This is a genomic window from Lysinibacillus sp. OF-1 (genome assembly GCF_028356935.1).
Taxonomy (GTDB): Bacteria; Bacillota; Bacilli; order Bacillales_A; family Planococcaceae; genus Lysinibacillus; species Lysinibacillus fusiformis_D.
Genome location: NZ_CP102798.1, coordinates 1,670,280 through 1,696,406 on the forward strand (window position 1 = coordinate 1,670,280; position 26,127 = coordinate 1,696,406).

General features: G+C 38.8%; 22 protein-coding genes. 13 read left to right on the top strand and 9 right to left on the bottom strand.

The window, feature by feature from the left end; genetic code table 11:
- Nucleotides 1–6 precede the first annotated feature (6 nt).
- From NV349_RS07900 to menE, 3 genes are all read left to right on the top strand, one after another.
- Nucleotides 7–816, top strand: a complete 810-nt coding sequence (locus tag NV349_RS07900; protein ID WP_036118276.1) for a sulfurtransferase — start codon at nucleotides 7–9, stop codon at nucleotides 814–816.
- A gap of 271 nt (nucleotides 817–1,087) precedes the next feature.
- Nucleotides 1,088–2,662 (top strand): acyl-CoA dehydrogenase family protein, encoded by a 1,575-nt coding sequence (locus NV349_RS07905; protein WP_271912876.1) that lies wholly within the window; start codon nucleotides 1,088–1,090, stop codon nucleotides 2,660–2,662.
- Between the two features lie 33 nt (nucleotides 2,663–2,695).
- A complete protein-coding gene (gene menE, locus NV349_RS07910) occupies nucleotides 2,696–4,198 on the top strand; it encodes an o-succinylbenzoate--CoA ligase (protein WP_271912877.1) in 1,503 nt (500 codons plus the stop codon).
- An 18-nt stretch (nucleotides 4,199–4,216) separates the two neighbouring features.
- Here menE and NV349_RS07915 read toward each other — a convergent pair whose 3' ends face one another.
- Nucleotides 4,217–4,828: a TetR/AcrR family transcriptional regulator gene (locus NV349_RS07915; RefSeq protein ID WP_058844658.1), complete on the bottom strand. Its 612-nt coding sequence runs from the start codon at nucleotides 4,826–4,828 to the stop codon at nucleotides 4,217–4,219.
- Between the two features lie 390 nt (nucleotides 4,829–5,218).
- On the opposite strand from NV349_RS07915, the gene NV349_RS07920 reads away from it, so the two are divergent.
- The 3 genes from NV349_RS07920 (at nucleotide 5,219) to NV349_RS07930 (ending at nucleotide 9,656) form a co-directional block, all read left to right on the top strand.
- Nucleotides 5,219–6,052 (top strand): MBL fold metallo-hydrolase, encoded by an 834-nt coding sequence (locus NV349_RS07920; protein WP_271912878.1) that lies wholly within the window; start codon nucleotides 5,219–5,221, stop codon nucleotides 6,050–6,052.
- A 410-nt stretch (nucleotides 6,053–6,462) separates the two neighbouring features.
- Nucleotides 6,463–7,665, top strand: coding sequence for an NAD(P)-dependent malic enzyme (locus NV349_RS07925; protein ID WP_036118266.1), 1,203 nt, complete (start codon nucleotides 6,463–6,465; stop codon nucleotides 7,663–7,665).
- 242 nt (nucleotides 7,666–7,907) lie between these two features.
- On the top strand, nucleotides 7,908–9,656 hold the full coding sequence (locus tag NV349_RS07930; protein WP_036118264.1) for a methyl-accepting chemotaxis protein: 1,749 nt from the start codon (nucleotides 7,908–7,910) through the stop codon (nucleotides 9,654–9,656).
- Between the two features lie 39 nt (nucleotides 9,657–9,695).
- Here the strand turns inward: NV349_RS07930 and NV349_RS07935 are convergent, their stop codons facing one another.
- From NV349_RS07935 to gdhA, 3 genes are all read right to left on the bottom strand, one after another.
- On the bottom strand, nucleotides 9,696–10,349 hold the full coding sequence (locus NV349_RS07935) for a Yip1 family protein (RefSeq protein ID WP_036118261.1): 654 nt from the start codon (nucleotides 10,347–10,349) through the stop codon (nucleotides 9,696–9,698).
- 125 nt (nucleotides 10,350–10,474) lie between these two features.
- Nucleotides 10,475–11,161, bottom strand: a complete 687-nt coding sequence (locus NV349_RS07940) for a phosphoribosylaminoimidazolesuccinocarboxamide synthase (RefSeq protein WP_271912881.1) — start codon at nucleotides 11,159–11,161, stop codon at nucleotides 10,475–10,477.
- A gap of 215 nt (nucleotides 11,162–11,376) precedes the next feature.
- A complete protein-coding gene (gdhA, locus tag NV349_RS07945; protein WP_271912882.1) occupies nucleotides 11,377–12,750 on the bottom strand; it encodes an NADP-specific glutamate dehydrogenase in 1,374 nt (457 codons plus the stop codon).
- A 175-nt stretch (nucleotides 12,751–12,925) separates the two neighbouring features.
- Here gdhA and NV349_RS07950 point away from each other — a divergent pair, with 175 nt between their 5' ends.
- Entirely contained in the window at nucleotides 12,926–13,399 is a 474-nt protein-coding gene (locus NV349_RS07950) for a YaiI/YqxD family protein (protein WP_036118254.1), read from the top strand.
- Entirely contained in the window at nucleotides 13,389–14,717 is a 1,329-nt protein-coding gene (locus NV349_RS07955) for a D-serine ammonia-lyase (protein ID WP_271912884.1), read from the top strand. The genes NV349_RS07950 and NV349_RS07955 overlap by 11 nt, the downstream gene beginning before the upstream one ends.
- Before the next feature lie 286 nt (nucleotides 14,718–15,003).
- On the opposite strand, the gene NV349_RS07960 is transcribed toward NV349_RS07955, so the two are convergent.
- Complete coding sequence (locus tag NV349_RS07960) at nucleotides 15,004–16,173, bottom strand: pyridoxal-phosphate-dependent aminotransferase family protein (RefSeq protein ID WP_271912885.1); 1,170 nt, start codon at nucleotides 16,171–16,173, stop codon at nucleotides 15,004–15,006.
- Nucleotides 16,174–16,310: 137 nt separating this feature from the next.
- Between NV349_RS07960 and NV349_RS07965 the strand changes: the two genes are divergently transcribed.
- Entirely contained in the window at nucleotides 16,311–17,366 is a 1,056-nt protein-coding gene (locus tag NV349_RS07965) for a DUF1835 domain-containing protein (protein WP_089932554.1), read from the top strand.
- Nucleotides 17,367–17,393: 27 nt separating this feature from the next.
- Here NV349_RS07965 and NV349_RS07970 read toward each other — a convergent pair whose 3' ends face one another.
- Nucleotides 17,394–17,891 (bottom strand): hypothetical protein, encoded by a 498-nt coding sequence (locus NV349_RS07970; protein ID WP_230593752.1) that lies wholly within the window; start codon nucleotides 17,889–17,891, stop codon nucleotides 17,394–17,396.
- A gap of 342 nt (nucleotides 17,892–18,233) precedes the next feature.
- Complete coding sequence (locus tag NV349_RS07975) at nucleotides 18,234–18,860, bottom strand: nitroreductase family protein (protein ID WP_036118238.1); 627 nt, start codon at nucleotides 18,858–18,860, stop codon at nucleotides 18,234–18,236.
- A gap of 215 nt (nucleotides 18,861–19,075) precedes the next feature.
- Between NV349_RS07975 and NV349_RS07980 the strand changes: the two genes are divergently transcribed.
- Complete coding sequence (locus NV349_RS07980) at nucleotides 19,076–21,106, top strand: methyl-accepting chemotaxis protein (RefSeq protein WP_271912889.1); 2,031 nt, start codon at nucleotides 19,076–19,078, stop codon at nucleotides 21,104–21,106.
- A gap of 37 nt (nucleotides 21,107–21,143) precedes the next feature.
- Here the strand turns inward: NV349_RS07980 and NV349_RS07985 are convergent, their stop codons facing one another.
- Entirely contained in the window at nucleotides 21,144–22,244 is a 1,101-nt protein-coding gene (locus tag NV349_RS07985; protein ID WP_271912891.1) for a ferredoxin reductase family protein, read from the bottom strand.
- Between the two features lie 294 nt (nucleotides 22,245–22,538).
- Here NV349_RS07985 and NV349_RS07990 point away from each other — a divergent pair, with 294 nt between their 5' ends.
- Nucleotides 22,539–23,027, top strand: a complete 489-nt coding sequence (locus NV349_RS07990) for a metal-dependent hydrolase (RefSeq protein ID WP_101966840.1) — start codon at nucleotides 22,539–22,541, stop codon at nucleotides 23,025–23,027.
- A gap of 42 nt (nucleotides 23,028–23,069) precedes the next feature.
- On the opposite strand, the gene NV349_RS07995 is transcribed toward NV349_RS07990, so the two are convergent.
- Nucleotides 23,070–23,891 (bottom strand): squalene/phytoene synthase family protein, encoded by an 822-nt coding sequence (locus NV349_RS07995; protein ID WP_089932545.1) that lies wholly within the window; start codon nucleotides 23,889–23,891, stop codon nucleotides 23,070–23,072.
- Nucleotides 23,892–24,120: 229 nt separating this feature from the next.
- On the opposite strand from NV349_RS07995, the gene NV349_RS08000 reads away from it, so the two are divergent.
- Complete coding sequence (locus tag NV349_RS08000) at nucleotides 24,121–24,855, top strand: SDR family NAD(P)-dependent oxidoreductase (protein ID WP_271912894.1); 735 nt, start codon at nucleotides 24,121–24,123, stop codon at nucleotides 24,853–24,855.
- Nucleotides 24,856–25,270: 415 nt separating this feature from the next.
- Complete coding sequence (coaW, locus tag NV349_RS08005; RefSeq protein WP_036118221.1) at nucleotides 25,271–26,107, top strand: type II pantothenate kinase; 837 nt, start codon at nucleotides 25,271–25,273, stop codon at nucleotides 26,105–26,107.
- The last annotated feature ends 20 nt before the right edge of the window (nucleotides 26,108–26,127 follow it).

Below are 26,127 nucleotides of genomic sequence, written 5' to 3' on the forward strand. Positions count from 1 at the left end.
ATTTATATGGGAAGAGTATTCAAATCAGTGGATGAAATACAGTTTGATGGCGTCCGTTTTATCGATGCTCGCTTCGATCTTCAGGACAAAGAAGCTGGAAAAAAAGCATTTGAAGAAGGACATGCAACTGGTGCTATTTATATTGATTTAGAACAACAGTTATCCGATATGGACAGTAAGGACGGCCGTCACCCGATGCCGAGCAAAGAAAAGTTGACTTCCGTATTTCAAGAATTAGGTTTACGCTATGAAGATCAAATTGTTGTCTACGACCAGGGAGCAGCCCCGTTCGCTCCGCGCGCCTGGTGGATGCTGACATACGCTGGTTTCCCAAATGTAGTGATTGTCAATGGCGGTGCCCCTGCGCTAGAGGCAAAAATTCCGTTCACCAAGGATATTATAAAATATCCCCCAACGATCATAGAATTTGATTGGAAGGATGAACTATATGCGCCACGCCAAGCGGTAAAGGCAATAGTAGACGGCGAAGTACAAGCAACCTTGCTCGATGCACGTGCAGCTGAACGTTATCGTGGCGAAATGGAACCACTGGATAAGGTAGCAGGCCATATTCCAACCGCAAAAAACTTTGACTGGGAGCAATTAAAGACAGACGGCCAATTAAAAGCGAACGACGCATTACGCCAAAAAGTTACGCCTGATGAGCAGATTGTCGTCTACTGTGGTAGCGGCGTGACAGCCTCACCGTTATATGCAGTGCTAGCAGATGAAGGCTATGAAAACATCCAATTATATGTAGGCAGCTTCAGTGATTGGATTACCGCGTATGATGTGGAAAAAGGCACAAATGAATAAATAAATTGAAACGCTCACTTCGGTGGGCGTTTTTTTAGCGCTTAGAGAAGTGGATAGAAAGCATAAATTGATGGATAGAACAGAAAAAGTAGTGGATAGAACGTGCAAAGTGATGGATAGAACAAAAAAAGTAGTGGATAGACTGCTCGAAGTATCAGATAGCACGATTAAAATAGAAAAACGTACCTAGAGAATTAAAAATAAACACTGTTTACTTTTTAAATTTAAGATGCTAAAATATTCTTAAAATTTAGAAAAGGAGTGTGTATTGATGCATGTTGGAGAAAAAACATATAGTTTTCGAGAATTTATTGACAAAAGAGATGCTATGAATGATTTAGATAATCCTTTTTTATTACAAGTTTTGCAACAGTTTTGTCATGAAACATGGGATGAGATGCTGCCGAGACTGGAGCCTTTTGTGAAAAAACTATCATCGGACTGGCGTGCAATAGCTGCTGAAAGTGCACGTCCGGAAAATCAGCCTAAAATAAGACATTACAATGCATATAATGAGCGCATTGATCGCATTATTCGTTCAAACCAGATGCAACAAATGGAGAAAGACATATTTGGACAGGGTCTATTTTCTAAGGAACAGTTGAAAAATGAAGGGATCATTAAGCGCTTTTTTTTACATGGTAATGGAGAAGCTGGTATTACTTGTCCACTAGCATGTACAGACGGACTGGTTGCTTTAATCGATCATTTCAAGGAGGAGGTTCCTGATGAAGTAAAGCGTATATATGAGCACGTGACAGAAGGCTATGAGGGACATTTTGGCATCGGTGCACAGTATATGTCAGAGATTCAAGGGGGATCAAACATTCCAGCGAATGTACTAATGGCTAAGCCTGAGGGCGATCATTATCGGTTATTTGGCAATAAATTTTTCTGCTCAGCGGTGCATGCCGATTATGCTGTAGTGACTGCGCGCATCGAGCACACTGATGATATTGCGGTGTTTATTGTACCTACTTGGCTTCAAGGGGATAAGGAAAAAGAGAAAAGAAATCATCACGTGATCAATCGTTTGAAATGGAAAATTGGTACTGCAGAGTTACCATCAGCAGAAATCGATTATCAAGGAGCTATTGCTTATCGCGTAGGCCCACAAAATAGAGGTGTTGCTCTTGCTGTTAGTATTGTTTTAACCCGCTCAAGGTTGGATATTGGATTTGCTAGTGGTGCTTTTTTAATGAGAGCAGCACAAGAAGCTAAGCTATACGCAAGCTTTAGATCAGTATTTGATCGGCGCATTGATGAATTTCCAATGGCTGCAGCACAGCTTGAGGATTTAGAATATGCCGCTAAACGTATTGTAGGCTCAGCCTTTCATATTTACCAAGCGTTTCTTCAAACACAACAAGAACCTAATACTCTTGAAGCGTTCGTTGTGCGTGAATTAATTTTATTGCAAAAAATTTATGCTTCTAAAGAAGCTGTAGATAAGCTAAGGTTGGCTATTTCTATTTTTGGTGGACATGGGGCGATTGAAGATTTTTCAGTCATTCCAAGATTGTTTAGAGATAGTCTAGTGAATGAATTATGGGAGGGGCCAAGAAATGTTTTATTATCTCAGATATATAGAGATCTTGTGAAGATGAGACCGCAAATTTCTATTTATGATTTAATTGCTAGTATTCTTGTAGATAGCTCGGCGAAGGAAGTAAAGCGGTTTGCAGAGCAAATCGAACAATTAATGCAAGTGAATTTAACCGCGTTACCAAACTTTGAAAATCGACAAGCAGCAAGGAAATGGGAACAAATCTGGGAAGAGATTTTTACCTTATTCCAGGAGCAAACGATAAAGGATATAAAGGATTTACCAATTGCACTAGATTAATATGTGGACAAAAATTGTTTAGGGGTGACAATTATGAACATTAATATTGGTAAGTTATTACAGGATCGTGCAGTTTTAATGGGGGAGAAGGAGGCTTTTATTCACAAAGACAAGCGGTGGACCTTTCAACAAATGAATGTGAGGGCCAATGGCTTTGCTCATTTTTTAAAGAAGCAAGGTTTTGCTAAAGGGGATCGTCTAGCGATTTTATCCAAAAACAATGAGGATTTCATTGCAGTGTTAATGGGGGCAGCGAAAATGGGTGTCATCACCGTTGTTTTAAATTGGCGTCTACAAGTGCCGGAGCTTCAATATATTGTGGAGAATAGTAAAGTAAAACTCATTGTTTATGATGTTGATTTTGCGTCAATGATGCAAGCATTACAAGTACAAGGTGTCAATACTGACATTCTATCACATGCAACTGTCCCTTCCTTGCAAGCTATTTTTGAAGAGAACAGTCAAGAACCTGTTTATGATGCAAGTAATGATGACGTAGCGCTTATTATGTATACATCGGGTACAACAGGTAAGCCAAAGGGAGCGATGATTTCCCATAATAATTTATTGGCTGCTGGGATGGGGTTATCGCAAACCATCGACTGGTGGGAGGATGATCGTTTTTTAATGGTTGCACCATTTTTTCACATAGGTGGCATCGCTCCGCTCATCACAAATATTCTGTGTGGTTGTACAATGGTACTCATGGAAGCGTTTGAGCCTATGGCGGCTTGGAAAATTGTCGAACAAGAAAAGATTACGACCATGATGACAGTACCAACAATGTTAGCATACTTATTAAAAACGTATGAGGCTGCTAACGCTGACTCATCTTCTATTCGTAACATTACCTGTGGTGCTTCATCTGTGCCTGTGCCACTTATTTTAGGATTTCGTCAACTAGGTATTCCGATTCAGCAGGTATATGGTATTACGGAATACACAGGGGCAGTGACAATGTGGAAGGAGCAGATGAATAAAGATAAGTATGATTCTATGGGCAAATCGATGATGCATGGTGAAATAGCCGTAGTTGATGTGAAATCAGGCGAAGTGTTACCTGCAGGTGAGGTAGGAGAAATCCGCTTACGTGGCTCACAAGTGTTTGTTGGCTATTTCGAAAATAGGGAAGCGACAAAGCAAGTATTAAAGAATGGTTGGTACCATACTGGAGATGTTGGTTATATAGATCGTGATGGCTACTTATATGTTGTTGATCGAATAAAAGATATGATTATTAGTGGCGGAGAAAATATTTATTCTGCAGAATTAGAATTAGCTCTTGCCAACCATCCAGCTGTTGCTGATGTAGCGGTGATTGGCATGCCGGATGAAAAGTGGGGCGAGATTCCAAAAGCTTATATAGTGGTAAAACCAAACATATCGATAACAGAAGCGGACATAATGGCGTTTTGTAAAGAAAATTTAGCTTCTTATAAAGCAGTGAAAGAAGTAGAGTTTGTTGAACAGCTTCCTCGCAATGCTGTTGGAAAATTACTCAAGCATCAGTTAAAGCAGGTAGTCAAACAACCATAAAAAAATAAAAGGCAGGTATTATTTTTCCTGCCTTTTTATTGTATGGACCAAAAGATTTGTTAGTTGCTTAATATGTTGCAAATTGGAGTCTGATGAACGACCAGGTAAATTTTTATAGGTAATTAATAGGCCATTTAACGATGCGAAAAAAAGTTGAACAGTATGTTTAAGATGGTCATCAGGGAGATGTTGTCTTAAAGCTTCTCTGAAAAGTGAAAATAACTCATCGATTATGTCATGTAGCTCTTGTGAGACATTGCCATGTTGTTCGTTTTCTAGCATGAAATAGGTCATCATATGATATAAATTATCGTGCATATACATGTATTCTATATATTTTGTTGCCAGTAATTCGAGTTGATGATCTTGTCCCTCGACGGTTTGGTGCAATACGTTTAAAAGGCTGGAGCTTTCAATTTTAAATGCCGTCATAAATAAATGTTGTTGATCATCAAAATATTGATAGATTAGACCTGGAGAAACGTTTGCATGTTTAGCGATAGCCCGCATGCTCACCTCGGCAAATGACTTTGAACTAAATAATTCGATAGCGGCATTAATAATATTTTCTCTATTGATCGTTTTCTTCTGTTGTCGCTTGGATACATGCTGAACCTCTTTTGTCTCCATAAGTATTGCTCCTTTACACTTTATATAAATAAGATTCTATAAAAAACATCAGATATTGACAATCAAATTACGTGATACTCAGTGTAATAAAATTGTATTTTTTAAGATAAATGGATTTTTTGTGTTAACAGGGAGGTAAGCAAATCCAGTAAACACGCAGCTGTAAGAGTGTTAAAACTTTTCATCATTGTTAGTTAGAAATTTTTACAAATGACTGGCAGGTAGTCATACATTGCTTTTGCTGACTGTCAATATATGTTTATTTCTTTATGTGTTAGCATTTCGGAAAACATGTAAAGAAAAATTCCGTTGTTGTTACCTATTCGCAAAAATGACTCGCCATTCATTATATGCTACACTTTTTTGTACAAGGGGCAAAGGGGGAAGAGGATGTTTACACGTGAGAAAAGTATAGAGATTGAACAGCATCGTGATGTACGATGTGCACATGGTAAAGTAGCAGTTCAGGGGATTGGCATGAGTGTGTACAGTTTTTTTGTGGATGGGTTACTGATTGATACAGGCTCCTATTCGCTGTCGCAGGAATTCCAATCCTTTTTTAATGAAATACCAATAGAGCAATTGGCCTTAACGCATTCTCATGAGGATCATGTAGGCAATGCTGCATGGATTCAACACCATCATAAAAATGTACCTATCTATATACACCGAGATTCAGTCAGCATTTGTGCAGTGGATGGAGATTATCCGCTTTATCGTCAGGCACTGTGGGGGGAACGATCGGCGTTTGTTGCCCAAGCAATTGGCGATACTATTCAAACGAAATCAGCTACATGGGATGTCATTGAAACACCTGGGCATACAACAGATCATTTGTCGTTTTACAATCGGGAAACAGGTGCTATGTTTACAGGAGATTTGTTTATCCAGCCAAAGACGAAGGTTGTGCTTGATGAAGAAAACATCGTACATACCTTGGCGTCTTTGAGGAAAATAGTCAACTACGATTTCGATGTCGTCTATTGCTGTCATGCGGGCTTTATAGCAGATGGGCGAACAAAAATACAGGAAAAAATTGCTTATTTAGAAGACATGGAGGGAAAAGTAAAGCAATTGTTTATGCAAGGTTATACGATTGAAGAAATGACCAAAACAATTTTTCCTCGTGATTATCCGATTACGAAAGTATCTGGGGAACAATGGTCTTCCAAGCATATTATCACGGCTTTTATCCATCACTTTACGCAGGAGTCCTTAACATAAGGGCTCTTTTTTTGTTGGTTAGCTGTGACTTACATAAATACTTTGAGATACATAATAAAAAACTTTGTGAAAAAATGTGAATAAATTGTGACAAACTCAATTAAGACAATGGATGCGCTTACATAAGTTTGTGAAAAAATTCTCATTTACATAAGAAAAATACTATGTGAAAAGATGAACAGGTGAAAAGGCTACAGTTGTACATTTTATGCGACGTAATATAGAACATTAATTATCTCAAAATAATTGATTGTGAAATGTTTAATTTGACAGAAAAATATATTTAAAGTCATTAAATACTGTATTTTTGAAGGATAAAATAAATTGACAGAAAATTTATTGACTATGTTTTCACAAAGTATTATGATTCTGAAATATAATGAAAAACAAAGGGAAAAGGATGGGATGGAATGGACGTAATGAAAAAAGCATTAGAAATGCATGCACACTATAGCGGAAAATTAGAGGTTATTTCGAAGGTGCCAGTACAGGATTCTTATGATCTTAGTTTGGCTTATTCACCTGGAGTAGCAGCTCCATGTGTGGAGATTGAGAAAAACCCATCACTTGTCTATGACTATACGATGAAAGGCAATATGGTAGCTGTTGTTTCGGATGGCACGGCAGTTTTAGGCTTAGGGGATATTGGACCTAAAGCGGCATTACCAGTAATGGAAGGGAAGGCGATTTTACTAAAGCGTTTTGCCAATGTTGATGCTTTTCCAATCTGTTTAGATACGAAAAATACGGATGAAATCGTCAGTATTGTGAAGGCGCTTGCCCCGACATTTGGTGCTGTGAACTTAGAGGATATTTCAGCGCCTAGATGCTTTGAAATTGAAGATCGCCTACGTCAGGAATGTGATATTCCAGTATTTCATGACGATCAGCATGGAACAGCGATTGTTGTAGGAGCAGCCATGATTAATGCCAACCGTATTGTGAAGAAGGATGTTGCAACGATGAAGGTTGTGATAAATGGTGCTGGTGCTGCGGGGATTGCGATTTTACGAATTCTTGTACAAATGGGCTACAAAAATATTTATATGTGCGATACAAAAGGCATTATTTATGAGGGACGTACAGAAGGGATGAATCCGATTAAAGAAGCAGTAGCTCATTTAACTAATCCAGAAAAACTGCATGGCACACTGGAAGATGCGCTAACAGGTGCGGATGTCTTTATTGGGGTTTCTGTCGCAAATTTATTAACAGAGGCACACATTGCATCCATGAATGAAAATCCAGTCGTCTTTGCCCTAGCCAATCCAAATCCTGAAATTACCTATGAAAATGCTAAAGCTTGGGGTGTGCGTATTATGGGCACGGGTCGTTCAGATTATCCAAATCAAATTAATAATGTTCTAGCATTCCCTGGTATTTTCCGTGGGGCCTTAGATGTGCGAGCAACGGATATTAATGAGACGATGAAATTAGCGGCAGTTGAAGCCATTGCTTCTCTTGTAAGTGACGCCGAATTAACAGAGGAATATATTGTACCGAAATCTTTAGATGAGCGTGTTGTGGCAATCGTTTCACGAGCTGTAAGTGGCGCTGCTGTTGAATCGGGCGTATCGGAACTATTCCAACAAAGTACAGCTCTATCTGTCTAGTGAATAACCGCTTTCTAAAGATAGATAAAGAAAAGTGATAAACTTTTCTTTATCTATTTTTTTGTGATTTAATGGCGAATATGCTCGAAAAATGTTGTTGTTTGATTTTTTATGTAATAAAATGAATATGAATAATGTAATAATTTACATTTTCTGTTTTAGAGGAATAACTGCTTAATTTTTCAATTTTATTGTGAAAATTAGGTCTAAAGTACATATAAAATGAAAGAGGTGTTGGCCGTATGAAGTCATTATTTCAATTTCGATCCATTAAGGCGAAGCTGATTGCTTTCTCTTTGCTGCTTTTATTGATTCCCCTTATTATTCTTGGCTTTTCAAGTTATCAACAAAGTAAAGCAAATTTAGAGACTGTAGGAAAAGAGAATTTACGAAACAGTGTAGAAATGACCATTGCCATGATTGAGCAATTCAATCAACAGGTAGAGGCAGGCAATCTATCCTTAGAGGAAGCGCAAGAAAAAGTAAAGATTGCGATTTTAGGTGAGAAGGATAGCGAAGGAAAACGACCGATTAATAAAGAGATTAAGCTAGGCGATAACGGCTATATATTCGTCGTAGACCAAAAAGGGAACTCCATCGCACACCCTAATATAGAGGGCTCTAATGTCTGGGATGAGCAGGATGATAGTGGCTTTAAATATATGCAAGAAATCATTGCCGTTGGGAATGATGGTGGTGGCTTTGTAAGCTATGAATGGGCATTACCAAATACAGATCAATTGGAAGAAAAGGGTGTTTATACAGAAACAGACCCTTATTGGGGATGGGTTATTGGTGCGAGTACTTATTTAATGGATTTCAATAAACCAGCAGAAAGTATTTTAAAATTAACAATCATTGTGATTGCTATTGCGGTTATTGTGGGCATATTTGTGATTTGGCAATATGCAAGTAGTATGGCAAAACCGATTAACCGAGTGGCTCAAGCTATGGAACAGTTTGCGCAGGGTGATTTATCTCAAGACAGCATATCTATTCGATCAAAGGATGAAATAGGCAAGCTGGCAAATGCAATGAATCAAATGCAACAGAAATTGAAGGATATGATTCATAATATCGCGCAAGCTTCTGATTTGATTAATACTTCTAGTAAAGAACTGACACAATCAGCAAATGAAGTGAATATGGGAGCGGAGCAAGTGGCGATTACGATGCATGAATTAGCATCAGGTGCAGAAGGACAAGCTCATCATTCGAATGAATTAACATCCTTGATGGAACGCTTCACGGCGGATTTACAGGAAACGAATCAGCATGGTGCTCATATTCATCAATCCTCTGTGGAAGTATTAGCATTAACAAATGAAGGAAGTCAGCTAATGACATCCTCCAATTCTCAAATGGTGAAGATTGATAGCATTGTGCAAAATGCGGTAGAGAAAGTGAAAAATTTAGATGCCCAAGCTCAGGAAATTTCAAAGCTGGTCGTTGTTATTAAAGATATAGCAGATCAAACGAACCTGCTAGCTTTGAATGCTGCCATTGAAGCGGCTAGAGCTGGTGAGCAGGGCAAAGGATTTGCAGTGGTGGCAGATGAAGTACGCAAGCTGGCAGAACAAGTAGCGTTTTCAGTTAACGACATTACATCAATTGTCACGAACATTCAGCAGGATTTTGATGTTGTCACAACCTCTTTAGAGGATGGTTATCAAGAGGTTAAAGAAGGAACGAATCAAATAAAAGCTACTAGCGAAACGTTTAATACAATTAGTTATTCCATCAATGATGTAGTAGAAAGTGTTAAACTAATTTCAACGAATTTATCGAAGGTTACAGAAGACGGTCGTAAAATGAACAACTCGATTCAGGAGATTGCTGCGGTAGCAGAGGAATCTGCTGCAGGTGTTGAGCAGACAACGGCTACAACGGAAGAGACAAGTAGCTCTATGGATGATATGGCAGGGAAATCTGCCCAATTATCAGAGTTAGCCTTACAATTGAAAGCGTTGATTGCCCAATTCAAACTATAGCCAAAAATCTCCCGCTCTCTTCAGAGAGGGGAGATTTTTTTAAATCATACCAACACCGATAATGCCAATGAGAATGATAAAGAAAAGAACAAACAATACAACGAAAAGAATGATTCCTGGAATAAAAATAGTGAAGAAGGCCATCCAGTTAGAGATTTGATGTGCTTCGGCAACAACACCTACTGAAATAACAAAAGACCAGATACTAACAACGATGGTTACTAAAATAGTTGGCCAAAAAATCCACGGCAATGAACCGATAAAGTTTGGGTCTAATAAAGAATCTGGGGAAGTTATTAACCAAATTAAATAAAGTGGGATTAGTACAATAAATGGAATGGCTGTAAGGCTCAATCCTTTAAATAAGTCCGAATAAGTACCAGTGCCTTTGAATAATTTACCAAATAGCCATGAAATGAGGGCGGAAAAAGCCGTACCAATAATCCCAGCGATTGGCGCAAAAATAACACATAATAAGGCTAAAATCCATGGTGAGAGATTAGGGAATAATTCCGAATCAATCAGCCCTGACATAAGAGAGCCGATATAACCAATAGACAAAACCAAAATGGCAAAGCCAATCGATTTTTCATTAATCATATAACGAGCTGCTTGTTTTGGATGCATCCAAACTGCTAAAAACGGATTTAGTTTAGGCCTCTCTTCTTTCGGTGTCTCCGTATAGTTTTCCATTAAACTACCTCCAAAATTATAGAATAATTGCTTATTACAATAGTTAATATACGAGTGGTGGAAGGAAAAGTTTCGTCAAAAATAAAAAAAGAGCCGCAGCCGACTCTTTTTCATAATTGCTTCTATTATTCAGCTAACATCATTTTTTCAAGCTCTAACGGTTCAATATATTCTTCGCCTTTGTAAGCACGCATATTACCGCCAGAAATTTCATCAATTAATAAAATATCATTTGTTTTAGCGTCACGACCGAATTCTAATTTAATGTCATACAGTGTTAAGCCTTTTTTAGCAAGCTCTGCCGCCACAAATTTTGAAATTTCAATTGTATTTTGTTTTAAAATGGCGTATTCTTCGTGAGTTAACAGGTTTAACATCGCTAAAGCATCTTCAGAAATAGGGGGGTCTAAACGATCATCATCTTTAATCGTTACTTCCACAAAAGAGTCCAGCTCCTGTCCTTCCTTTACATAAGCACCATAACGGCGTAAGAATGAACCGACTGCCTTGAAGCGGCAAATGACTTCTAAACCTTTCCCAAAAACAGTTGCTGGTTTCACGGTCATAGTGGCATCCTCAAAGTTTGCGTCAACATAGTGCGTAGGTACACCTTGTTGATTTAATTTCGAATAGAAATAAGAAGTTAAGCGCAAAGCAGCTAAGCCCGCACCGTCAATCGTTAAACCAACAGTATTAGCACCTGGGTCAAACACACCATTTTCTCCTGTAACATCATCTTTAAATTTTAATAAATAATGGCCGTCTTCTAATTTGAACACATTTTTTGTTTTACCTGTATACAATAATTCCACAAAAAAACCTCCAATATTTCATAGTACTCCAAAATTATAACACGAATATTTCAAATATTTAATAACAAAAACGTTCGTTTAAAACGTTTATTTATATGTTTTATAACGAAATTTCTAATAAAAAATAAGATGATAACGAATGTTCGTTACCATCTTGCGTGAAATTAAGAATATTCCCAATTCAAATGTTAGGAAACTGTTAAAAAAGAATGTTATTAATAGACACCTTCAGTAAGCATGCCATCTGCTACTTTGATAAAGCCAGCGATGTTTGCACCAACTACTAAGTTCCCTGGGAAGCCATATTTTTCAGCTGCTGCTTTACTATCTGTATAAATATTTTTCATAATTTGGTGAAGTTTCGCATCTACTTCTTCAAATGACCAAAATACGCGACTTGAATCTTGTGCCATTTCAAGAGCAGATACAGCAACTCCACCAGCATTCGCCGCTTTTGCAGGACCAAATAAAACCCCTGCATTTAGGAATTCATTGATGGCTTCAAGGTCTGATGGCATATTTGCACCTTCACCAATTGCTTTAACACCATTTGAAATTAATGTACGAGCTGACTCTCCGTTAATTTCATTTTGCGTAGCACATGGTAGGGCAATGTCACAAGGAATTGTCCAAATACCTGTACAACCTTCTGTAAAAGTAGCATTTGGTCGGTAATTAATGTAAGTTGAAATACGGTCACCTTTAACTTCTTTGATTTCTTTAATAGCTTCTAGATCTAAGCCCTCTGGGTCAAAGATATAGCCTGAAGAATCCGAACAAGCAACCACTTTTGCACCATATTGTTGTGCTTTTTCAATCGCATAAGTAGAAACGTTACCAGAACCAGAAACAACTACTGTTTTTCCTTGGAATGAATCGTTCGCATCTTTTAGCATTTCATTAACAAAATAAACCGTGCCGTAACCTGTTGCTTCTTTACGTGCTAAAGAGCCACCATAGCCAGGCGTTTTACCTGTTAATACACCAGATTCATTTGCTTTTGTTAAACGTTTATATTGGCCCCATAAATAACCTACTTCACGAGCACCAACGCCAATATCACCAGCAGGAACATCGACATCTGGACCAATATGACGGTATAATTCAGTCATGAATGCTTGGCAGAAACGCATAATTTCTGAGTCTGATTTGCCTTTCGGATCGAAGTTTGAACCGCCTTTACCACCACCGATTGGTTGCCCTGTTAAAGCATTTTTAAAGATTTGCTCAAAGCCTAGGAACTTAATGATGGATTCATTCACGGAAGGGTGGAAACGAAGACCGCCTTTGTAAGGTCCCATTACATTGCTGTATTGAACGCGATAACCACGATTTACCTGTACTTGGTTGTGATCATCTTGCCATGCTACACGGAAAGAAATAATGCGATCTGGCTCCACGATACGAGATAAAATATTGGCCTTGATATATTCAGGATGCTGTGTGAATACAGGTACTAATGAGATGAAAATTTCTTCAGCTGCTTGTAAAAATTCCGCTTGATGACTGTTCTGTTGTTTAAGTTGCTCAAATACGCCATCTACGTATTCTTTTGCTAATTGCTCGTTGCTAACAGTTGTCATTGTCATAGTTAAAACCCCCATTTAGTTGATAGGTGTATCGTATATCTATTTTTCAAACTATTCAATAAAATACTTTTTAAGTTTGTGAAAAATTGAGCAAGAGAGGTTACGAAAATAATATATTAAAATAATTTTATTTGAAGTGATTTATCTAATTATGAGAAAGGAATGATGCTTTATTGTGAAGGTTCTAATTGACGCAGATGCTTGTCCAGTCGTGGATTTGGCGCTATCTATATCATCTGAATTTGAGATTGAAACTATCTTGTTTTGCGATACATCCCATCGGGTGGAACGTGATAATGTAATAACAATTATTGTACCCAAAGGTCCAGATTCAGTTGATTTTACGCTAGTGAACGCGCTTTCAAAACACGATATTGTTATAACACAGGATTACGGATTAGCTGCAATGGTTTTAGCAAGAGGAGGCTATCCAATTGATCAAAATGGACGAGAAATGTCTGATGAAAATATCGAACGTTTGCTCGATATGCGTCATGTTGGTCAAAAAATTAGACGGGCAGGAGGAAGAACAAAGGGACCTAAAAAAAGGACACAAGAAAACAATAATTCGTTTGAAATGAAATTTCGACAAATTTGTGAACGAGCAATTTTAGCTCATAAAATGGAGGAATCTACAGGTGAAAAATGAACGTAAACGCGAACTATTTCAGCAATATCCACAGCTAAAGGAAATAGCAAATAAGGGAACTGTATTGTGGGAAAATACAAATTGGATGGAAAATCCAGAAACAAGACTCTTTACTATGGCCGAAGTCGAGGATGCGGAAAACACACTACAACGATTTTCTTCTTATTTAAAAGTGGCATTTCCTGAGCTCGTAGAAAGTGATGGCCTAATTGAATCCACGATTCAGGAGATTCCAGCGATGAAAAAGGCACTTGAACAAAAATACGGTGTGTCTATACCAGGTCACCTGCTATTAAAATGCGATCATGCGCTACCCATCTCAGGCTCAATCAAAGCACGAGGTGGGATTTATGAAGTATTAAAACATGCAGAAAGGCTAGCGGTGGCAAGTGGAAGGCTCAAAGTAGAGGATGATTATGCACTTTTAGCAACAGAGGCATTCCAGTCGTTTTTCCAGCAATACACGATTGCAGTAGGCTCCACAGGTAATTTAGGTTTAAGTATCGGCATTATGGGCAAGAAGCTCGGCTTTAATGTCGTTGTACATATGTCGAGTGATGCTAAGGAATGGAAAAAAGCCTTGCTCCGAGAGAAGGGAGCTACTGTAATTGAATATGAGGCTGATTACAGTGTAGCCGTAGAACAGGGTCGACAAGAAGCTGAGCAAGATCCGATGTGTCATTTTATTGATGATGAAAATTCAAAGGATTTATTTGCAGGCTATGCAGTAGCCGCAAAACGATTAAAAGACCAGTTAGAAAAGAAGAATATTACAGTCCATGAAGAGCAGCCATTGTTCGTCTATTTACCATGTGGTGTCGGTGGAGGACCAGGGGGGGTGGCCTATGGATTACGGGAAATATTCGGCGAGCATGTGCATATTTTCTTTGCTGAGCCAGTCGCCTCTCCTTGTATGACGATTGGTCTAATGACTGGTTTACATGATGCCATTAGTGTGGAGGATATTGGCCTTGACAATAAAACAGAAGCAGATGGTCTAGCTGTTGGTCGTGCATCCAAGTTTGTTGGCAAAGTGATGGAAACCTATATAAGTGGCTGCTATACAGTGTCAGATCAAGAATTATTTACATCATTAGGGTTAGCTATGGACAGCGAAGCATTGTTTTTAGAACCATCGGCAAATGCCGGAATGTTTGGCGCTATCCGCTTACTCCAAAAAGGTTCGTCCTATTTCGAAAAGCACAACCTCGTTAGCCACCTATCGCAAGCCACACATCTTGTGTGGGCAACAGGTGGCAGTATGGTCCCTGCCACAATGCGTGCCGCTTATTTGGCGAAGAGCAGGGAGTTGGATTAAAGGCAGTGCTTTGTTTTGATTGGGGGGATGATGGTAGTAGATTCGCTCCATTTTGATGGAGGAAGTGGGAATGCCTGTAAAATGTACTGGACCCGCTCAAGAGGAGAGTCAAGTGCACAAGAAGTATACTGAACCGTTCAAAAAGAAGGTCACAATGCTCGCCAAGATGTTACCTCACTCAAAAAAGGAAAAGCCCTCACCAAGTATAATTAGAACACCGCTCACTGCAATTTCAAAATTAACCAAAAAAACAGGTGGAGAAATTTTTCTCCACCTGTTGGTTGTTTTAACGTTGCAATGCTTTGCGTTGTGCTGCTAGAAATACTTCGTGTGCAGCAAGGACGCCTGCCCCTGGCTCAAAATCGTAGGAGAAGTCTTGGAGGGCAGCTTCCATTAGGGAAACGGCTTGTAAAATGTCACTTGGGAAGCAGTAGCCCATATGACCGAATCTGAAAATTTTCCCTTGTAGATGACCAAGCCCGCCAGCAAAATCTAGATGATAGTGCTGTTTCAGATGGGCTAAAAATTCGCCAAGATCGATTCCTTGAGGGGCCTTGATTGCTGTAATGGTTGGTGACGCGTATTGGTCCTCTGTTAATAGCTCAATGTGTAAGGCTTTCATAGCGCTACGTACCATATTTTTCATAAGTTCATGACGATCTACAGTTCGCGCAAAGCCGCCTTCCTGCTCAATCAGTTGACATACTTCGTGCAATCCATAGATCAGTGTGATGGCTGGGGTATTTGGCGTCATGCCCTTTTCGGCCCAGCTTCGATAGCTTAATAAGTTTAAATAGTAAGCGGGTGTTTGATTGTCCTCAATGACTTTCCAAGCTCTTTCGCTGACGCTGATAAGGGAAAGTCCTGGAGGTAGCATCATAGCTTTTTGAGAGCCTGTCACCAAAATGTCGATGCCCCAAGCATCCATTTCAGCAGGGGCACCACCAATACAGCTTACGCCATCTACAATAACAAGGGCATCTGTTTCGTCGCGGATTACCTGCGCTAAGTCAGCAACGGGGTTTATAATGCCTGTAGATGTTTCATTGTACGTAACAAAAACGGCTTTAACGTTGTGCAATGGCTGTAAAAATGCTCGTAGTTCCTCGGCTGTGCAAGCTTGTCCCCATTCTTTTTCAAGCTTATGTACATGGAAGCCATATTGCTCACAAATGGACACGAAATAGTCACCAAATGCTCCAACGGTAATGACCACAACTTCATCACCCGCAGTGACGGTATTGACTGCCGCAGCCTCCAAGGCAGCTGTTCCACCTGATGGCAAAAGTAAGATGTCCTGTGTCGTACCAAAAACAGGTTTTACTAATTCGATTGTTTCTCGGTATAACGTTACAAATTCTTGACTCCGATGACTAAAAATATCCCGATTCATCGCCAACTGAACCCTTTTTGGTATCGGCGTTGGCCCTGGGTGTCTTAAAATATTTTCATACACATTCATCAATCCCTTTCGTTTTGAATTCTAAATTTTCTAACTATAATAATATCATATTTAGGATGATAGCTAGCTGCTATTTTGAAAAATATTGGAAGATATTAATATTAAGATACAATAAAAAGGGGACTGTACAGATGGAAACAATCATGCACTATCCATATATTTATTTTTTGTACAAACCAAATCAGGTATTGGTATATAAAATTCAAACATTTGAATATATCTCGCTTGCAGATGTGATGGAAAAGGGTGAATGGTCGAGCTATGCACTACAGCCATCTGAATCATTTACAGCTTTTCACCATGAACAACGTCAGCCACAGGAGGGTTGGACCTTTTGGATGGAGCAGGAACAGCTTTATTTTTTTGTAGAAATGATTAATGACTATATTCAGCAGGTCATGATCACAACTACTGCACAAGCGGTACATATTGTTTGCTCTGAAGCTGTAGCTGGCTCTTTACGAGGGGCCCTTGCTCCACCGAAATATGTTATCGGGTTTCCAGAGGATTTGTCGATCGGCCCTCTCTGGAAACTCGATGAAGAAAGAGGACAGGCATTTCGTCATGAATGGTTAAGGGAAAATATAAATGATGGGTTGGACGATTTTGTCAATGACAATCATTTTAAGAATGCGATAAGAGAAATACAGGATATGCCAAGTCATCTACCCATCTATATTTGGTATGGACATAATGCAGAAGAACAATGTGGCCTTCGTTTTTTCCTTTGTTTATTGCGCGATAAAAGCAATGACATCATGCTCATTAACACGGGTGAACAGAATGTGATTAATCGTCAATGGGACATAGCGCTATATGACAACAAGCCATTGACTACTAAAGAACACCTGATGTTTCAACAGCAATGGCAAGATTTGGCCCAAACAAAGGATGTATGCCGTTTATGGCGGCATCAGCGAATACAAGGAGTGTCAGAGAATCACTATGATTCCGTCATTATTTCGATGCTAGGACAACTTCATCAGGAACAAGGAAGTATCGATTTTATACAAACAGGCGTATTCCTTTCAGAGCTACTTGTAAGAATGGAAGAACCACCAAATATCTTCTTTTTAGAGTATAGAATTCGAACTTTAGTCTATAGTGGGGAGTTTGAATTAAAGGGGATTCCTAAATCCATGCGACATTATCAGGTGAGATTACGTCAAAAAACCTCTTTAGCCTGAAGGCATAAAGAGGTTTAACAAGTTGTATTAAGCGGCAACGAATGGTTTGTTCATACGCATTAAACCGTAAATGGCAAAGAATAATCCGCCCGTAATAACCGTTAAAATTGTGTATAGTACAGCCTTACCTGTTTCGCCACACCAGCGATAGAATAGACGATACATGAAATAAATTGAAAAGCCTACCATACCTAGAGAAGCGAGTATGCCGAGAAATGGAATAAACGAAACGATGAACATGCCCGCATAAATAAGCGTATTTTTTAACGCTGTGGCACGTACCGTTTCCCGATTATCCCCACCAGCAGTCAGTAGGAAAAGACTGTATACATTAATAATAGGAATCCAAGCGATATAGGCTACATCTCCAAAACCATTTGTTTTAGACGTCATAAAATAAATGAGTGCACTAATAATGTAGGCGATTAAACCAAGAACAAGAGCTGCTAAAATAAGTATTATAAACAGACCACCCATAGCTGCATCCCAATCATTAGAGTAATAAGAACTATCGTAATTATACATCAGTGAAACCTCCCTTCATTTGAAAATACCAACTAATCATAACAAGCCTAGCCTGTTTAAGCTACAACGAATTTAATGTAATATTTAGTAGAAATCGCACGAATGTACTAGAATATAATTTATTTTTAAGTCTTTGATGATGATTTTTTGAGTAATAAATACAAAAAAAGCAAAAAATATCCTTGTGAAAATTATTGTGCTAGTTTTGGAGAACCATTTTTAGTGTTTTTCATTTGCTTTATACAAAACATTACTATCCTATGATGATAGAAGGTCAGAACATGCCATTGAATTCTAAAAAAAGCCATCCTACTAAAATATAGGGTGGCATTTTTACTTGGATTAAATGAATTTAGCGATATGCTCTAGCTCAATACGAGAAGAATTATATGCAGGAGCTGCTGCTTTACCAATCGCAATTAAAATGACGGGTACGATATGGTCTTCTAATGCAAAGTGTTGAGCGAAGGCTTCTTTATTAAATCCGCCCATTGGGACTGTATCATAGCCCATGTCTTTTGCTAAAAGCATAATTTGCATAGAAATTAGACCAGCATCAAATGTAACGATATTCTTTAACACTTCTTGTGGAAGCTGAGAATATAAGTTTATCGAGTTATTGATCATTAAATCTTTGGTTGCTTCATCAATATAACCAAGATCAAAGTTTTTCGTATAAACAGCCTCGGCATTTTCGTACATTTTTGTATCGCCTAAAACGGCAATAATCGCTGAGGATGTTTCGATTTGTTCTTGATTGTTTGCGATGGCACGTAATTCTTTTTTGATTGCCTCGTCTTGAATTACTAAAAAGCGCCAAGGTTGTAGGTTGCTAGATGATGGAGCAGAAGTCGCTTCTACAAGTAATTGTTCTAATTGCTCTTGTGGAATTTTATAGTTTTCGTCGTATTTACGAACAGATTTACGTTCATGCATAATTTTATTTAAAGAACTTTTTGTCACTGTCATAATTTTTTGTCTCCTTCATTATATGATGCGTTTTTTACTATACGATAAACGCATTCATTTTCCAAGTAAATTGCTCGAATTAAAGAGTCTTGAAAACAGGATTTATTATCTGCCTATCATTTAAAAAGTTACAAAAAAATATATTTTTATAGAGGTAATCCATTTATACTAGAAGGTAAATAGAGCAAAAATAACAGGTATGGAGTGACAGACAGATGAAAAAACTATTGGGAAATTTAAAGATTATGGCAAAAATAGGGATACTTATTCCTATTGTTATTGTTTTTCTAGGTGGTATGTCCTTCCTTAATTATTTGAGTGTATCACATGAACTTGAAAGCTCTATTGAAAATGAAATGTCTTTACTGGCAGATGATGTAACGGGCTCTGTTGAGAGCAAATTACATGCGCATATTCAGTTGATTTATAGTGCAAAGACAACGATAGAATCAGCTGACAGTATGATGACGAGAGAGCAATTTATTCGCTATGTACAGCAGCTATTGCCATACAATAAGGAAACTTATGGTATGAGGTTATGGCTAGAGGAGGATGTGGCAAAGGGGGAAATTTTTGGCCCGTATGCCTATAAAGAAGGAGAAAAAATTGTCTCTACGGATACGTATGAAGATCCAGCCTATCATTTTCATGAGCAGGAATGGTACCGCAACAGCATCCACTCGAATAGCATTGTCCATACAACACCTTATTTTGATGAGGCTTTAGGAGAAATGTTTATTTCATTTGGCACACAAATTGTGAAAGATTCTAAGCCAGTGGGGGTTATTACAGGGGATTATGTGTTAGATTCTATCCAATCCATTGTCTCTGATGTGCAAATTCGACAGAGTGGCTATGCCTTTTTAATAGATGATAGTGGGAATTTTTTAACGCATCCTGATGTAGATAAAGTAAATAAAGAGACGATTCAGCAATTTTTAAATATTCCTGTTGAGCAGCTAGCTGAGCAGAAAAAGCTAATACAGACAACGATTGATGGGAATGACTTTACGCTACAATATCAGCAAATTCAGAACATGCCGTGGAAATTGGTTTTACTTGTTCCTACAGATGAGCTTTACAGTGAGGTACAGGCGATGCTTCAGCAGCAAATCGTGATTAGTGTGGTGCTTATTGCCCTGATCACCATCATTATTTATTTCCTTGCTCGCTATATACGTACGGAAGTGAAAACGATGAATACATATTTAGGCTACCTTGCTACGGGTGATTTAACGAAACAAATGGCCATTCATACAAAGGATGAATTTGGTGAAATGGCACAGTACTATAATGAGTCTGTGGAAGGGTTAGGGTCTATGATACAGCGCATTGTTGCTGAAACGGAGACAGTTGCCTCCACTGCCGAAGAATTAACAGCCAGTGTACAAGAGGTCAATAAAACCGTGACGGAAGTAGCTGTTTCTATGCAAAATGTGGCTGAAAATACGAGTTCACAGCAGCAGGTGAGTGGTCAATTAACAGGTGTCACAACACAATTAGGTGATGACATGAAGACTGCCATGGACGATTTACAAGAGGCAGTGCAACAGTCGGTAACAACCTCTCATCTAGCTACAGGGGGCTCGCAAAAAATACGGGCTTTTGTGGATGACATTGTCCAGCTTCATGCACAGGTAGACAGCAGTGCTAATCTGGTGAGTAGCCTGAAGGTGCAATCCGCTCAAATTGAGCAAATGAGTCAGCTTATTTCTGCTATTACTGACCAAACCAATTTATTATCTCTCAATGCGGCTATAGAGGCGGCACGAGCAGGCGAGGCAGGAAAAGGTTTTGCCGTTGTAGCTGGTGAGGTTAAAGCACTTGCTGAACAGACAAGTAGAGCCTCTTTAGACATTGCGAAGGTCGTGCTGACGATTCAGGACCAAATGAATGAGGCGGTGGACATGATGGAGCAAAGTCGAAAAATTGCTCACCAAGGTATTGGTTCTGTCCAGCAAGCAGGTACTACCTTTGATACGATTGCTAGTGCCATTGAAGGGCTCCAGATGACGATACGAGAAACGAGTAATACAACAGCAGATGCTTTTAAAAACTTGCAGGAAGTGACAGCACAAGTGCAGATGATTAACCAACAGGCGATGGCAACAAATGATCATACATTAAATGTTTCGGCCATCACTGAGGAACAAGCCTCCACCATGAATGAAATGGCTGTAGCCTCTGAGCAGTTAGCACAGCTTGCTCAAAATTTGCAGGAAGAAACAGCTGAATTTACTGTCTAATAGTAGGGCGTACATCGATAGGAAGATGTACGCCTTTTTAGGATCTAAATGAAAAAGCTTCCCACTCCACGCTTTTTGTAGGCAGAGCCGATTTGAATTGTTTAATCATTTTTGGGGGTCCACAAATATAAACACTTGTTTCAGCAGATAGTGACAGCTGATGGAAGGATAGCTTTTCTTCATGAGCTGTATTAATAAAGGTGACAGTGAAATGATCGTTCATTCGAGCATAGCTCTGTAGAAAATCTTTGTAGATGGCATTGTCTTGACCATGGAAGGAATAATACAAGTCAATTTTCTTATCAGGCTTTGTTTGTAAATAGGCAAGAAAAGGTGTAATGCCCATGCCACCAGCAATCCAAATTTGCTGATTGGCCACTCGATCAAAGTCAAAATGACCATATGGCCCAGCTATGGCAACTGGTGTATTGAATTGAAGATCGTTGTAGAGCTGTTTCGTATAATCTCCAATGGCTTTGATTGTTACCGTGATTTGTTCGCCATTACCACCAGTAATAGAGAAGGGGTGTGGCGCTTTTTCGATACCCTCTTGAAAAATTTTTAAAAAGAGAAATTGTCCTGGTCGATAGTCGAGTTTTTTTGTGAGTGTCAGTTCAACTTCAATCACATGGGCGTTCAGCTTTTGAATGGCTGAAACATGACCTGTATATGGAAAGAACATATCTTGATACATTGTCAACATATACAGAGCAGACATAAAACCAATCGTTGTTGTCAGTGCTGTGAAAATGCCTAAAGGAGAAGGCTGTAATAAATCATATTGGCTAGAAAAATAAGCATGATAAATACCGAAAGTATAAGGTACAAGTAGTAAACGATGTAGCCAGCGCCAATGCTCATACTTTAAAAACTTTGCAATGAACGCTAGGACAATCAGGGCAATAAAGCCATATTGGGCAAGCTCACCAAGGTCATTAGCGAAGTCTTTTAGTGAGGTTTCTTGTATGACTGCCTCATTAGGAATCATTTTTTGCAACTGACCATGCAAGAGGATGAATCCAAGTGAAAGGATTGCGAGTAATTTATGATAAAAATAAACATGCTCAAGACTAGAAAACCAACGCTCTAACAGTTTCATTCTGGTAGCTAATAAGAACACAAGAAATAAACTAGTCATGGCTAAGCCTCCAATGAGATGGCTTAGTATGTTCAATGGGTGGATGGGCTCCATAGGTGTAGCGGCATACCAAAGGAAAGCACTAGTGCCCATTATGCAAAAGATAAAAAGTAGTCCTTTATAAGCTCTCATATATAACCTCCATCCCTATTTTTATCCATATTCTATATCGCTATACAAATAATGAGTTGAAAAATATTTTCGAGCGTATGTTCGGAATGTACGTTCCCTTTCGGGCGGAATTATGGTACAGTAAGAAGGAAAAAATAGAGAGAGAAGGAGTGGAAGTAATTTATGCAAGGGAACACCCATATTGTTGGGGGCATCACAGCAAGTCTCGCCTTTGCACAGTTTTCAAATGATAACCCACTTGTCTTAGTAGGGGCAGGTGTTATCGGTGCATTACTTCCAGATATATGTCATAGAGGTAGTAAAATCGGTCGAACATTTCCCATCCTAGCGAAGCTGGTTAATACAGTGTTTGGACATCGTTCCTTTACACATAGTTTGCTTTTCCTATTGTTCGTTATGGTGGCGTTACATACTTTAGTTCCTTACAAAGCAATTTCCATTGGGATTATTATAGGGATGGCTAGTCATATCCTGCTTGATATGTGTACAAAAAAGGGCGTTAAACTATTTTTCCCAGCGACTGTATCCATTCGTTTTCCACTTACAACGAAAACGGGTAGCAAGGTGGAAGGGATCGTACTTATGTTGCTTTCGATGCTGTCCATCTATTTGAGCTATGAATTGATTGTCAAATTTATAGATTCGATATAAATTAAGAAGAGCCCCAGTATTGGTTTACTGGGGCTTTTGATGTTAGTCAGCTTGTACCTCTTCCACAGTCTGCTCTACTTCGGCGCGCGTCATTTTTTCTCGACCTTCTTGCATCGCCTTCAACGTTTTGTGGGCTAAGGCAAGTGGTAGGCGGCAAAATAGCAGAATGGTACGTTTATTAATATCTTTCATATAGAGGTCTGCTTTGGCTAAATTTTCTTCAGCATAGACAAACAAATCTTCGCGTGTCCAGCCATCAGGCACGAAGTTGACACCACGTTCATCTAAATCCTCATGCTGATTACGTAAGATGTTAACAGCCTGGAGTCCACGACCATAGCCTATTGCTAGCTCACGATCAGTTTGAACGTTGGCACCCCACGCCCAAAGCTCAGACAGCATCGTCCCTACAAGCCCTGCCACGTAGTATGTATAATCATCTAAATCCTCGCGTGTATGCACTTGCCAATTGGCCTTTGCCCATTTGGCCATACCAAAAGCCATTTCGCTTGTGGAAGCCTGAACAATTTTTCGCGATTCCTCAGGGCAAAATGTTAGCCAATCTGCTAATCGAAGGGATACTTCTGGCAGTTGATCGGCATAAGGTGCTAATAATGCTTGATAAGCTTCTTTATTAAATGTGTCCTTTAATAATTCACTTGTTGCGGACAATAAATTAAATTTCACATCATTCGAAAGCTGTTCATGATCTTCAATTTCATCAATGGCACGCATGGCTAAATAGGCAGCAGCCACCGATATCTTTAAATCATTTTTTAAAAAAGTAATAGGTATATAAAACGTGCGGCTTGTATCTTTTAAAACCTGCATCGCTTCTTTGTAAAGTCTTTTTTGTTCGTTCACTTGTATTCCTCCGTTCAAATGGTTCCATATCTATAGTATATCGTATCGTAAAAAAAGGGAAAGATAAAACAGATTGTTCATATTTAGAGAGATATTCTTTGAAAACGATTACTATAAATGATATAGTTTAATAGTAAACTATTTAAATCTATACTTTTATGGTGGTCAATAAGAGTGGATTTATACTAGTATAGCTACATCAATTTCAAATGAGAGGAAGTTTAATGAAATGGGACGTTTAAATAATAAAATTGCTATGATTACAGGCGGCGCTTCTGGTATGGGTGCAGCAATGGCTAAACTGTTTGCACAAGAAGGTGCTACAGTAATTGCAGCTGATATTAATGAAGAAAACTTAGCAAAAATTTCTGAGCTAGAAAATGTAGAGGGAATGAAATTAGATGTTTCCTCTGACGAAAACTGGGCAGAAGTGACGAAAGCCATTGTCGAGAAATATGGTCGCATTGATATTTTAATTAACAATGCTGGTATTTCATCCGAAAAAGGACCCGATCAAATTACACAGGCAGACTGGTCAATTATGCATAATATCAATGCATTTGGACCATTTCTTGGTATTAAACATGCTGCGCACTATATGAAAGAAGCAGGCAAAGGCTCCATTGTTAATACATCGTCTTACACAGCGATTATTGGGGCAGGCTTTAATGCCTATACAGCCTCTAAAGGTTCTTTACGTGCGATTGCTCGTGCAGCAGCTTCAGAGCTTGGTGCTTTCAATGTCCGTGTGAACACGGTATTCCCTGGTGTCATCGAAACACCAATGACAGCCAAATTATCAGAAGCAAAAGAGGCAATGGATATGTTAGTAAGAGCTACACCAATGGGGCGTCTTGGTCAACCAGAGGAAGTAGCAAATGCTATTTTATTTTTAGCATCAGACGAGGCTTCTTACATTACGGGTGCCGAGCTTGTCATTGATGGTGGCTATTCAGCACGCTAGTTAAATATAGTAATTGAAAAGTGGAAATGCCTGTTCAAGCAGTGCATTTTCACTTTTTTTGTTTTTTTAGTAGAATGATGATAAAGCTTTAGAAATTCGTCAAAAAACAGCTATTGATTAGATAAATTTTGATATTTTTCGTGATTTTTTCAAGAAAGTGTACGAAGTTATTGCACAATCATTTCAACAGCGTTAAAGTTTAGAAAGGGCAAAATGTCATTACACGATTTGGGGGACTGTACTGAGCGTTTAGCTTTTGTACGAACAAAATCAGGAGTCAGGATTTTGGCATACATAACTCCTTGCAAAATCCTGGATACCAAAGAGGGCATGAATTTGATGAATTGCCTGAATCATAGCGTAAACCGTCATCATAGTATGAGAAAATTACGTAATAAAAACAAAGGAGAATTGTATGCCAAAGGCTATAGGTATTGATGCAGGCGGCACATTGACAAAGGTTGCTTATTTAGATCAAGACAATGAACTTGTGTTAACAACCTTTCCGTCGAATGATTTGCAATCTGTCACAAAATGGATTATTGATCATCCAGATATTGAGGATATTGGTGTTACGGGGGGACGTACAGAGCAATTACTTGATGTCATTAAAACAATGAAATCGATTCATTATATAGTGGAATTTGAAGCTACATTAAAGGGTGTCCGATTTTTGCTTAATAAAGAAGGCTACTTTTTTGAGCGCAGTATGATTACCAATATTGGGACAGGTACGTCCATTCATTATATGGAAGGTAATACACATATTCGCGTTGGTGGGACAGGCGTTGGTGGTGGGACACTAATTGGTTTGTCAGCGCTTACAACGGGCATTACAGATTACAATGAAATCCGTGAAATGGCTGCCAATGGCAATCGTGAAGGAATCGATTTATTGGTCAAGGATATTTATCAAGGCATGGATACACCGATTGACGGTCATTTAACGGCTAGTAATTTTGGGAAAGTAGGCATTACAAAGTCGATAAAGCATCCTGCTGAGGATATTATTGCGACCGTTCAAGGACTAGTAGGCGAAGTCATTACAACACTCAGCATTCAATATGCGGAGGAAAAAAATGCACAGCATATCGTTTATATTGGCTCCACATTAAGCAATAATGATCATCTTACCCGAGTGATTGCAAATTATACACGCACGAAAAAGCATACACCTGTCTTTATTAATGACCATGGCTTTTCTGGTGCTGTCGGAGCATTACTTAATATTACAGAATATACAATTGTCTAACGATTTAAGGACATAACATA